Below are 12,506 nucleotides of genomic sequence, written 5' to 3'. Positions count from 1 at the left end.
GATTATTCTTTTAAAAATGCGGTTGTCAATTCAAAAAACAGTTTAGGATTTTCGGCGTGAAGCCAGTGTCCTGCATTTGGAATTGTTTCTACTTTTAAATCTGGAAAATGTGTGCGGATTTGATCAAGATCAGAATCCTGAACATAGCCTGAATTTCCACCGCGAATAAACAATGTCGGTTTTTTAAAAACCAAATCATCCGGCAAAGCTTTTCCAATAGCATCCAGATTATTATTAAAAACTTCAAGATTGAATCTGAAAGCCAGTTGTCCGGGTTCTTTCCAGTATAAATTCTTCAGCAAAAATTGTCTTGTCCCAAAATCAGGAACATATTGCGCTACGATTGCTTCAACATCACTTCTGCCTGGTTTTATAGAAAAATCGACTGCATTTAATCCCGCCAAAATATCCTGATGATGCTGTTTGTAAAATTTCGGTCCAATATCTGCTACAATTAATTTGTCGACTATTTCAGGATGCGTTGTTGCAAAAAGCATGGCTACTTTCCCTCCCATTGAATGTCCGAGAATATCAATTTTTGTTAATTGATTTGCCTGGCAGTATTCGAAAACATCCTGCACCATTACTTCGTAACTCCACTCGTCTGAATGTAAACTGCGCCCGTGGTTTCTTAAATCTAAAATATGAACCTGAAATCCGGCGTCTACATATTGTCCGGCAAGTGTTTTCCAGTTGTCAGACATACCCAGAAATCCGTGCATGATAATGAATGGTTTTCCGTTGCCTTCTATTTTTGAATAAAGCATATTACTTCAATTTATTTAAATACATATTTACAACATTATCCAAACCAAGATAAAGAGCCTCAGCAATCAAAGCATGACCAATTGAGACTTCCAGTAATCCCGGAATATTTTGTTTGAAAAACTGAATGTTATCCAGACTTAAATCATGTCCTGCATTGATTCCCAAACCTAATTCGTTTGCCAATTCTGCCGATTTAACATACGGATCAATTCCGTTTTTATTTCCTAAAGCATATTCATGAGCAAATGCTTCGGTATACAATTCGATTCTGTCTGTTCCTGTTTTTTTAGCCCCCTCAATCATTTCCAAAACTGGATCAACAAAAATGGAAGTCCTAATTCCGTTACGTTGAAATTCCTGAATAACTTCGGCTAAATACGATTGATTTTTAATGGTATCCCAACCTGCAGAAGACGTAATGGCTCCAATTGCATCCGGAACCAATGTTACCTGATCAGGTCTGCATTCCAAAACTAAATCAATAAAATTATGCTGCGGATTTCCTTCAATATTATATTCGGTTGTAACAATCGCCTTTAAATCGCGGGCATCCTGATAACGGATATGGCGCTCATCCGGGCGTGGGTGAATGGTGATTCCCTGCCCTCCAAAATTCTGAATATCGGTCGCTACTTTTAATAAATCGGGAACATTTCCGCCACGTGCATTTCGAAGTGTTGCAATTTTATTGATATTTACACTTAACTTTGTCATATAAATAAATTATTAATTCTGGTAACATTATATTTGTTACAACAAAAATACAAAGTAAAACGTAGCGTTTTTTGCTATTTTTTGATTATTTTGCATCAAATATCTTCAAACGATTTATGACAGACATTACTAACTATATCACTAATGATTTTAGACCGATTGACAGTTTAGAAACTATTGCATCGGTTCAGGACTTTTTTGCTGATTTGAACTTTTCACATTTTCCTGTTTTGGAAGATGGTATTTTCATAGGAAGTATTTCCGCTGATGATGTTGAAACTTTTGACTCAGATAAAAAAGCTATCGACTATAAATATACCCTGGAACGTTTCTTTGCCAGAAAATCAATGATTTGGCTGGATGTTTTAGAAGTTTTTGCCAAGAATCATACAAATGTAATTCCGATACTTGACGAAAATAATATGTATGCAGGCTATTATGAAATGGAAGACATCATGAAGTTTTTTCAGGAGACTCCATTTTTAAAAGAACCAGGCGGAATTATTATAGTTCAAAAAGGGCTTTTAAATTACTCCATGAGCGAAATTTGCCAGATAGTAGAAAGCAATAATGGTAAAGTTTTAGGCTGTTTTGTATCAGAAGCCGATTTAGAAAATGTTCAGATTACAGTAAAAATTGGTTTGGGAGCCATTAATGAAATCATTCAGACTTTTAGAAGATACGATTACGAAATTATCTCAGAGCATCAGGAAGACACTTACATCAATAGCTTAAAAGAACGTTCTGATTATCTTGATAAATATCTTAATATATAATTTTAATGTGGCAATTAGAAAATGGGTCAATTAAAAAATTTTCACACTCGCACATTATCAAATTTTCTCATTATCTAATTAAAAAAAATGAAAGTAGCCATTTACGGACAATATTATCAAAACAGTACAGAACCAATTATTAAAGACATTTTTCTGTTTTTCAACACTAATAATGTTGAAATGGTAATTGAGGAAAACTTTCTAAAAATGCTTTATGAAAAAGAGCTGGTAAAAAAAGAGTACAAAACTTTTTCATCTTCTAATTCTTTAGATAACAGTTTTGAGATGTTAATAAGCATTGGTGGTGACGGAACAATTTTAAGAGCTGCCACTTTTGTTCGTAATTCAGGTGTGCCAATTTTAGGAATTAATGCGGGACGCCTTGGTTTTCTGGCTATGGTACAAAAAGAGAATATTGACAGTTTTTTGCAGTTTGTAATCGATAAAAATTACACAACTTCCGAGAGGACTTTACTAAGTCTGACCTGTGATCCGGCTAATGAAGCTATTGAGGAACTGAATTTTGCCATGAATGAAGTTACCGTAAGCAGAAAAGACACCACTTCGATGATTACTGTTGAAACCTATCTGAATAACGAATATCTAAATTCATATTGGGCAGACGGATTGATCATTTCTACACCTACAGGATCAACGGGATATTCATTAAGTTGTGGAGGACCAATATTAACACCTGATGTAAAAAGTTTAGTAATCACACCGATTGCCCCACATAATTTAAATGCAAGACCATTGGTAATTACAGATGATACCGAAATAAAACTTCGTGTTTCCGGAAGAGAAAACCAATATTTGATTTCTTTAGACTCAAGAATTTCTTCTGTAAAAAATGAATCGGTTTTAACCATCAAAAAAACAGACTTCAAAATAAAAATGGTTGAAATCCCTGGCGAAACGTTCCTTAAAACACTTCGAAATAAATTACTTTGGGGAGAAGACAAAAGAAATTAAACCTTTTTCTGAACTCTAACTATACGAATAGTACCGTTTTTTCCGTTTTATCAATATCGAATCATTATTAAATGCCTGAAAATGATATTATAAATTTAAAAAAAGACACATTTATCTAAAGAAACATTGATTCGTATTGATAATTATTATATTTGCACGCAATTTTTAATTAAATGAAGAAAAGTTTTAATTTATTGTTATGTTTTTTACCCCTCTTAACACTTCAGGCTCAGATAAACGAGATTGGTGTTTTTGTTGGCGGAAGCAATTTTGTTGGCGATGTTGGAAGCACGACCTATATAGCCCCTGAAAAATTAGCCTTTGGTATTTTATATAAATGGAACAAAAGTCCGCGTCATTCCTATCGCTTTTCATACACACAATCTAAACTAACAGGAAGTGATTCAGATTCAAAAGAATCTAGTCGTAATAAAAGAGGATACAGCTTTAAAAACAACATAAAAGAATTTTCTGCTGGACTCGAATTTAACTTTTTTGATTTTAACTTACACGATTCAGACCCAAAAATTACACCATATATATTCTCAGGAATAAATTATTTCAGATACAATGCCCTTTATATTGACAACGGGCAAACTGAGAAAGACAAGGGAGGAAATTCTTTTGCCATACCTATAATATTAGGGGTAAAATCAAATATCAGCCGCAATTTTGTTTTAGCGGCCGAAGTTGGAGCCCGATATACTTTTGCTGATGACATAGACGGAAGCTTTCCTGAAAATGATAAATATGCAAACAATCGTTTTGGAAATTTAAATAATAATGACTGGTATGTTTTTACTGGAGTTACCTTAACCTATACCTTTGGAAATAAACCTTGCTATTGCGCAGAATAAAATGGACTTATTAAACTCTATAGACACTACCAATTTACCAAGACATCTGGCCATCATTATGGACGGTAATGGACGCTGGGCCAAACAACAAGGGTTCCTACGTGCTTTTGGTCATGAAAATGGCACCAGATCTGTAAAAACTACTATTGAAACTTGTGCAAAACTTGGCATTGAGTTTCTTACTTTATATGCTTTCTCTACAGAAAACTGGAATCGTCCAAAATTAGAAGTCGATACCTTAATGAAATTACTTATCAATTCATTAAAGAAAGAACTCATCACACTACAGCAAAACAACATTAAACTAAATGCTATTGGAAATCTTGAAAAATTACCAAAATCAGCACAAAAAGAATTGTCGGATGTTATAGAAAAGACAAAAAACAACACGCGCTTAACACTCACTCTGGCTTTAAGTTATGGTTCAAGAGAGGAATTAGTAAGCGCAATTAAAATCATCTCTGATAAAGTTAAAAATAATATAATTTCAATAGACAGTATTGACGATTCAATTATAAATGAGCATCTTTACACGCAAAATTTACCAGACGTAGATTTATTAATACGAACAAGTGGAGAACATAGAATAAGTAATTTTTTGTTGTGGCAGATTGCCTATGCAGAATTATATTTTACTAATGTACTCTGGCCAGACTTTAAAGAAGAAGATTTATATGAGGCTATCATTAGTTATCAAAAAAGAGAACGCAGATTTGGAAAAACCAGTGAACAAATTAAATAATTTTTTAGTGTTACAAAAAAGAATACAAATAGTCCTCACCCTAGTTCTTTTGGGTAGTTTTTCTCAAATAAAAGCACAAGAAAGAATACCTTTTGATCAGGGAAAACAATACATTCTTGCTAAAGTTTCTGTTGTTGGTAAAATAAGTTTTAACGAACAAACTGTTGTCACATTTTCAGGTCTTCAAAAAGGACAGGAAATTACAGTACCTGGCGAAGAAATTAGTGGCGCTATCAAAAAATTAGGAAAACTTGGTCTTTTTGACGAAATTAGCTTTTACGTAAACAGAGTTGAAAACGATAGCATATATTTAGATTTAAACATAATAGAGCTTCCTAAATTAAATGAAGTAAAGTTTGTTGGCCTTAAGAAAAGTAAAGTTGAAGGTCTTATAAAAGACAACAATTTAACCAAAAGCAAAATTGTAAACGAAAACTTAATTACCACTACAAAAAACTACATCGAAAACAAATATAAAAAAGAAGGTTTTTATAACACAAAAGTGATTATCACAACCACTCCTACTGACTCTGTGACAGGCAACAATGTTAATATGCTTGTCAGGGTAGATAAAGGTGATAAAGTAAAAATCAGAAGTATTGATTTTGAAGGCAATAAACAACTAACAGATACTAAGCTAAGGAAAGCTATGAAAGATACGAAACAAAAAAACGTGTTTCGTGTACTAAAAGCTTCAAAATTTATTCCTGAAAAATATAAAGCAGACTTAGAAAAAGTTATTGCTTCTTATAAAGAAAAAGGATATCGCGATGCCCGAATTATTTATGATTCTGTTGTTTACAGCAAGGAAAAAAACATGCTTGACATTAAAATTAATTTGGAAGAAGGAAATAAATACTACTTTGGAAATATTAAGTTTTTAGGTAATACTGTTTACTCTGACCAATTACTACACCGTTATTTAGGAATCAAAAAAGGAGAAACTTATAATGGTGTCTTACTTGAAAAAAGAATTGCTGACAAAACCAAACCAGATGCAGAAGACATTACAAACCTGTATCAAAACAACGGTTATTTGTTTTCAAATATCAATGCTGTAGAGGTAAGAACTGTTAATGACACCATTGATTTCGAAATTAGAATTACTGAAGGCCCAATTGCTTATTTTAATAAGATAACAGTAGTTGGAAACGATAAAACAAACGATCATGTTATTTACCGTGAGTTAAGAACCAAACCAGGCGAAAAATACAGTAAAGAACAATTAGTTAGAACAATCCGTGAGATTGGACAACTAGGATTTTTTGATCCTGAGGCAATTGATCCTAAATTTAAAAATGTAGATGCAGCAGCCGGGACTGTTGATATTGAATATAATCTTGTCGAAAAAGGATCCAGCCAGGTCGAACTGCAAGGTGGTTATGGCGGTGGAGGTTTCATAGGAACTTTAGGACTGTCATTTAATAATTTCTCAGCCCGAAAATTATTCAACAAAGAAGCTTATAAGCCATTACCAATGGGAGATGGACAAAAAGTATCGCTTCGTTTGCAAGGAAGTACGTATTTCCAGACTTACAGTGTCTCATTTTCTGAACCATGGTTTGGAGGAAAAAAACCAGTTCAGTTTAGTTCATCTATCTCATACAGTAAGCAATTTTTAAACAATTTTATTACAAGGGATGTAGATAAAAGCAGAAATTTTAATATTTTCACTATACAAGTCGGGCTTGCCAAAAGACTGACTGTTCCGGATGATTTCTTTGTATTATCACAATCTGTAAGTTATCAGCATTATGATCTGAACAATTACAACACTGGTTTGTTTACTTTTGGAAATGGTGCATCAAGAAACTTAGCTTATACTATTGGACTTTCGAGAAGTAATAAAGGAGTTAACCCTATATTCCCAACCTATGGTTCTGAATTTAGTATTTCTGCAAAAGTTACTCCACCATATTCATTGTTTAATGGTGTAGATTATGCAAATCTTGGAAACCAGGAAGAATATAAATTAAAATATGGTGGTACGACTCAATATGAAGATGCAAATGGAGTAATCGTAAATCCAGATGATTATCTGGACTCTAATGGAAATAAAGTAGGAACTCCTGATGAAGCAGCTGCAGATCCTTCTAAGGTTGACCAAAAAAAATATAATTGGCTAGAATATTATAAAGTTAAATTTAAAGCAGATTGGTATACTAAATTGTATGGCAAATTAGTTTTAAGAACATTAACTGAATTTGGTTTCATGGGAGCATATAATCAGGATAGAGGTCTTGTACCTTTTGAACGTTTTTATTTAGGAGGAGACGGAATGGCAAATTTTTCTATGGACGGAAGGGAAACAATACAGTTAAGAGGTTATGAAAACAACTCCTTGACCCCTGTAAATACTAATGGAGAGCAAATTGGGGCAACCATTTACAATAAATTTTCTATGGAATTACGTTATCCAATTACATTAAAAGCATCTGCCTCTATTTATGCGTTAGCCTTTTTAGAAGCTGGTAATTCATTCCCAACTTTTAATAATTACAACCCATTTGATTTAAATCGTTCTGCCGGTGTTGGTTTACGTGTATTCATGCCTGCATTTGGATTGTTAGGTATTGACTGGGGTTACGGTTTTGATCCTCAGCCTGGAGAAACAAAAGCACATGGTAAAGAAATTCATTTTATTATTGGGCAACAATTTTAAGAAAAAAATAATTGGTTAAAAATTGAGAAATAAAGTAATGTTATGAGAAAACAATTTTTATTTATATTTTTAGCCTTGATTGTAGCTAATACAAATCAGGCTCAGACAAGATCGACCCGAATTGGCTACATCGATATGGAATACATATTAGAGAATGTTTCTGATTACAAGGAAGCGAAAGCACAATTGGAGCTAAAAGCTCAGAAATGGAAGCAGGAAGTAGAGACAAAAAAACTTGAAATCAATAAGCTAAAAGAAAACCTTAAAGCAGAAAAAGCTTTACTTACAAAGGAGCTTATTGAAGAAAGAGAAACAGAAATTAAATTTTTAGAGACCGAAATGCTGGATTATCAGCAAAAACAATTTGGTTCTAACGGAAATTTAATGTTTCAAAAAGCGGCATTAGCTAAACCAATACAGGATCAGGTATTTACAGCCGTACAAGATATTGCAGAAGCTAAAAATTATGATTTTATATTTGATAAATCTTCTGACCTGACCATGCTTTTTTCGGCAAAGCGATTTGATATCAGCGATCAGGTCATACGTGTTCTTAACAGGACAGATAAAAGAGAGCAACTGTCCAAAAAGCAACTAAAAGAACAAGAAGCCAAAGAAAAGATTGAAAATGAGATAGATGAAAATCCGGCAATGGCAGACAGGCAAAAAGCCTTAGACGAGAGAAAAGCAGCAAGAGAGAAATTACTGAATGACAGAAAACTGGAACAAGAAGCCAAGAAAAAGGAATATGAAGATAGACGAGATGCTATAGCGGCTGAAAGAGAAGCTAAAAAAAATGGCACGGTTTCTGAAACAGCTAAAACAGAAACAACAGCAACTAAACCTCCTGTAACTGGAACAATAACAGAAGAGAAAACAACAAATAATGAATCTGTCACAGCTAAGGCAGAAGAAAGACAAAAACTTTACGAACAACGTAAAAAAGAATTAGAAGAAAGAAAAAAGAAAATTTTAGAAGAAAGAGAAGCGGCTAAAAAAGCAAAAGAAGCCGAAACAGAAAAAACGAATACGACCAATAATTAATTAATATTTTAAAAATGATGAAACAAATCAAAACTTTACTAATTGCTGCGATACTAATTTTAGGAGCAAGTAACACAATGAATGCGCAAGCTAAGGTAGCCCATGTTGATGTTAGCGAGATTATGTCGAAGATGCCGGCTATGCTTGATGCTCAAAATCAATTACAAAAATTAAGTGGTACATATGATGCTGAATACAAAAAAATGATTGAAGAATACCAAACTAAAATCAAAAAGTACGAAGCTGAAGCTGCAACTACTACTGAAGCAATCAATGGCGAACGTTCTAAAGAAGTTCAGGACATGCAAAAGAGAATTGGTGATTACAGAGACAATGCTCAAAATGAACTACAGAAAAAAGAAACGGATATTGTAAAACCTTTAATGGAAAAAGTTAAAGCATCTATCCAAAAAGTCGGAAAAGCTAAAGGTTTCCAATACGTATTAGATGGTTCTACTCTTTTATTGTCTGATGGTCCAAACTTAACTGCTGATGTAAAAAAAGATTTAGGATTCTAAAAAAAAAGATTTTTTTATAAAAACTGCTCACTGCTTTTTAAAGTTTGAGCAGTTTTTTTTTATTATTTTGAAAAATTAAAATATGTAACTTTGTTTTATGACAAACAATAATCCTATTGGCGTTTTTGACTCTGGAATTGGAGGAACATCTATTTGGAGAGCTATACACGAACTACTTCCTAACGAAAAAATAATTTACCTGGCTGATAGCAAAAATGCTCCCTATGGTCAAAAAACCAAAGAAGAAATTGTTGCTTTAAGCAAAAAAAATGTTGATTTTTTACTAGAAAAAAATTGTAAATTAATAGTTGTTGCCTGCAATACTGCTACTACCAATGCTATTGTAGAACTTAGGGCAGAATATGACATTCCGTTCATTGGTATTGAGCCGGCTATCAAACCTGCCGCCAATAACTCACAAACACAAGTCATTGGAATTTTAGCCACAAAGGGAACATTAAACAGTGAGTTATTTAACAAAACCGCTGAAATGTTTCATGAAACCAAAATTATTGAACAAGTCGGTTATGGTCTGGTTCAGCTAATTGAAGATGGCGATCTTAATTCACCAAAAATGACCCAACTATTAGAGTCTTATTTAAGACCTATGATTGATGCCAATATAGATTATCTTGTGTTAGGCTGTAGTCATTATCCCTATCTGATTCCACAAATTAAAGAAATTCTCCCGGCACATATTCAAATCATAGACTCTGGAGAAGCAGTAGCGAGACAAACTCAAAATGTCTTGCGGGAAAAAATTGGATTTTCGGATGGCGAAAATAGTGAGCCAATATTTTATACCAATACAAATCCGACAGTTTTAAATTCGATTTTGGATCAGAAATATAATGTTATTCAGAAAGATTTTTAAGCTATTCTATTTTTCGTTTAACAAACCAAATTCCGTCTAAAGACAAATTCAGCGATAATTTATGATAATTTTCTTTTATTAACCCATCTCCTATTTTACCTTTTTGCCCGTAGGAATAAGAAATATTAATAACTGAAAATGTATTTTCTACCGGTAATGAAACACCAAAAGAAATGGCAGCATTATTTACTCTTTTACCGTCAACTTCCAGATAACCCGTATCAAAATTCAATCCTGTACCATATTGAATCCTATCCCAGTATTTTCTAATATTTTTTTTACTTCTAAAACTAAAACCAACCGCAAATCTATCCTGATTTATAAAGTCACCGTATAATTCTGATTGATTAGTAGTACTCCAAAAACTTTTTTCATAGTCAATTGTCAAATTTAAATTATTTTTAAATCGCTTACTGATTCCAAAGCCAATTTCCAATGGCATATAGTAATCATCTGTATCCGAAGTTACATCAGATTCTATTGTAGTTATTACTTCGTCTGCAACCGTCTGAACTGTTTGTACTTTTGAAGCATTAATCCGGGCAGGCAATTTAAAAGTTGAGGCAATTGTAAAAGTTGAATCCACTTTATATTGTGATCCAACAATCGCCCGGAAGCCATTATAATCTGTAATTTTACCGATGGCTGTGATGGAATTAGCAATGGTATAACTTCTATCATCAGTTGTGTTTCCGAAAAGTAAAGCTGCCGAAACTCCAAGGGCTAATCTTTTATTTATTTGATATCCATATGAAAAATCAAAATTATTTAGTCCGCCTGTTCCTATTGCATCTAAAGTATAATATTCTGAACTATTATCGACAGGCAGTTTTAAATTTGAAATTTTGAAAGAAGCACTGGAATAAGGTTGTAATGACACACTAAATCCTGAATTTTTTGTTACCGGAAAGGCAAAAGCAATATGCGAAAACTGAAAATTATTTCTTTTTTCTGATTTGGAACTACTTTGAAAAGTAGTTGCAATAGCTTTGCCACCAACATCAAACATAAAATGATTTTGAGGCAGGTAGCTCAATGAAGCTGGATTTAAATTATTAATAAATCCATCAGACGGCAGTGCGATTCCTGATGAGCCAATTGATGGGATTGAACCAAAATCTGAATCATATAAACTTCCCAAACCATACAGAGAATAAGGCGAAGTCGAAATACTTTGCGAAAATGAGTTGAAGTACATTACAATCAGGCAACTTAAAAAAGCGGATTTATTTTTCATTTAATAAGAGATGTAATAAATTTTCAATTGAATTTTATTATTCAAATGTTTTTGGTCCCCCAGAATAATTCTGTCAACAGCTTTAGAAATTCCTGGCAATGTTAATATCAATGCTGATTTAGAATCCGATTGCCGTAACATTTCTTTTTGCAAAAAGTTCCCTATTGAAACTGAATAACCTATATTTTCATTAAACTCATCACTTTTTTTATTCAAAATTCCATATACAGAACTTCCAGCAGAATTTAATAATGTACCACTAATCCTGTTCAGCTTATCCGCCACATAAATTCGAAGAGAATCTGCTAAAGGAAATTTTTCGGAATAAGAATTATTAATGGGCTTCAGAATCAATTCAGCATTGACAATAGCACCTTTATCTGATATATATTTGAGTTGTTTTATGTTAGGAAAATCAATCCTGCAGGCAACGCCGGTTCCTGACTGAATAAATCCCTGACTACTGGTTAATGAACTTGCTAACTTACTGCTTGAAACAGGCAAATTTTGAATCAAAGTCCCTGTTTTATCTAATGAAATAGAGTTGAACTGCTTTGTGGCATCCGAAATAGTAAAATCTTTTGTAAAGGAGGTTTCTGTATCTCCCTGATATTTTGAATAATATAATCTTACCTTACTTGTTAGATTAAAACCTATAATGCTTGAAGTATTGGATGTTGACGGAACAATGACAAGACCTTTTAAATATTCAGAAAAAGTTTCAAAATCAGTAATCTCTCTCTTTTTTAATTTTTGAAAAAGTGCTTCACCAAATGCTGCATTCATTTCGATATTAATAGAATCTTTTTCTTTAGGACGTGGTTTATATGAAATACTTCCTAAAATATCACTATTATAACTCAAGGCTGAATTATTATAGAAAGAATCATCATCCGTATTTGGTTTTACTTTTTGGGTTATTTGATGAATATTAAGTGTCTGTACTTTGGTTGTATCGCCATAATAATAGTTATCATATTTTAAAATCATCGAAATAGAGTCAAAAACATAATTAGGTGCATTTGTATCTGAACCTTCATTACGTAATGTATAATCATTTGAAGCGAGTTGAAAATAACTTTCCGATTTTACTTTTCCAAAAACAGCATCCTCATAGTTTCCCACTAAAATTCTGCTTTGACCGGAAGTAACTAATGAATCAAAGTTAATCGTAGACATCTCAACCGTAACTGTATCAATTAAAATCACCTTATTGCTTACAGCTAAATAATCAGATCCTACAACAAATTCGCCGGCATCCGTATCTGTTCCGCATGAAAATATCGTCATGGCAAACAACAACATCAATAAACACTTGTACATATCTACTATTTTTGAACAA

12 protein-coding genes are annotated in these 12,506 nt (G+C 32.9%); 8 read left to right on the top strand and 4 right to left on the bottom strand.

Features of this window, described 5'->3' with window-relative positions:
- Positions 1–2 precede the first annotated feature (2 nt).
- On the bottom strand, positions 3–767 hold the full coding sequence (locus J2W48_RS05640; RefSeq protein WP_310279257.1) for an alpha/beta fold hydrolase: 765 nt from the start codon (positions 765–767) through the stop codon (positions 3–5).
- Between the two features lies 1 nt (position 768).
- Complete coding sequence (locus J2W48_RS05635) at positions 769–1,482, bottom strand: pyridoxine 5'-phosphate synthase (RefSeq protein ID WP_310279256.1); 714 nt, start codon at positions 1,480–1,482, stop codon at positions 769–771.
- Positions 1,483–1,598: 116 nt separating this feature from the next.
- Here J2W48_RS05635 and J2W48_RS05630 point away from each other — a divergent pair, with 116 nt between their 5' ends.
- The 8 genes from J2W48_RS05630 to murI all read left to right on the top strand — a co-directional run bounded on the left by J2W48_RS05630 (position 1,599) and on the right by murI (position 9,927).
- Positions 1,599–2,258, top strand: coding sequence for a CBS domain-containing protein (locus J2W48_RS05630; RefSeq protein ID WP_310279254.1), 660 nt, complete (start codon positions 1,599–1,601; stop codon positions 2,256–2,258).
- A gap of 87 nt (positions 2,259–2,345) precedes the next feature.
- A complete protein-coding gene (locus J2W48_RS05625; protein WP_310279252.1) occupies positions 2,346–3,230 on the top strand; it encodes an NAD kinase in 885 nt (294 codons plus the stop codon).
- A 173-nt stretch (positions 3,231–3,403) separates the two neighbouring features.
- Positions 3,404–4,087, top strand: coding sequence for a type IX secretion system protein PorG (gene porG / locus J2W48_RS05620; RefSeq protein WP_310279250.1), 684 nt, complete (start codon positions 3,404–3,406; stop codon positions 4,085–4,087).
- Position 4,088: 1 nt separating this feature from the next.
- On the top strand, positions 4,089–4,829 hold the full coding sequence (locus J2W48_RS05615; RefSeq protein WP_310279821.1) for an isoprenyl transferase: 741 nt from the start codon (positions 4,089–4,091) through the stop codon (positions 4,827–4,829).
- Positions 4,762–7,491 carry a BamA/OMP85 family outer membrane protein gene (locus tag J2W48_RS05610; protein WP_310279248.1) on the top strand — a complete coding sequence of 910 codons (2,730 nt, stop codon included), beginning with the start codon at positions 4,762–4,764 and terminating at the stop codon, positions 7,489–7,491. Before J2W48_RS05615 ends, J2W48_RS05610 begins: the two co-directional genes overlap by 68 nt.
- Positions 7,492–7,533: 42 nt before the next feature.
- Positions 7,534–8,535 carry an OmpH/Skp family outer membrane protein gene (locus J2W48_RS05605; RefSeq protein WP_310279246.1) on the top strand — a complete coding sequence of 334 codons (1,002 nt, stop codon included), beginning with the start codon at positions 7,534–7,536 and terminating at the stop codon, positions 8,533–8,535.
- Positions 8,536–8,549: 14 nt separating this feature from the next.
- Positions 8,550–9,053: an OmpH/Skp family outer membrane protein gene (locus J2W48_RS05600; protein WP_310279244.1), complete on the top strand. Its 504-nt coding sequence runs from the start codon at positions 8,550–8,552 to the stop codon at positions 9,051–9,053.
- 97 nt (positions 9,054–9,150) lie between these two features.
- On the top strand, positions 9,151–9,927 hold the full coding sequence (murI, locus tag J2W48_RS05595) for a glutamate racemase (RefSeq protein ID WP_310279242.1): 777 nt from the start codon (positions 9,151–9,153) through the stop codon (positions 9,925–9,927).
- Between the two features lies 1 nt (position 9,928).
- Here the strand turns inward: murI and bamG are convergent, their stop codons facing one another.
- Positions 9,929–11,164 carry a BamG family beta-barrel-assembly machinery protein gene (gene bamG, locus J2W48_RS05590; protein WP_310279240.1) on the bottom strand — a complete coding sequence of 412 codons (1,236 nt, stop codon included), beginning with the start codon at positions 11,162–11,164 and terminating at the stop codon, positions 9,929–9,931.
- Positions 11,165–12,487, bottom strand: coding sequence for a DUF4270 family protein (locus J2W48_RS05585; protein ID WP_310279238.1), 1,323 nt, complete (start codon positions 12,485–12,487; stop codon positions 11,165–11,167). It lies immediately after the preceding gene.
- Positions 12,488–12,506 lie beyond the last annotated feature (19 nt).

This window comes from Flavobacterium piscis (assembly GCF_031457575.1).
GTDB lineage: Bacteria > Bacteroidota > Bacteroidia > Flavobacteriales > Flavobacteriaceae > Flavobacterium > Flavobacterium piscis_A.
This window is presented reverse-complemented; position numbering and strand designations above follow the sequence as displayed.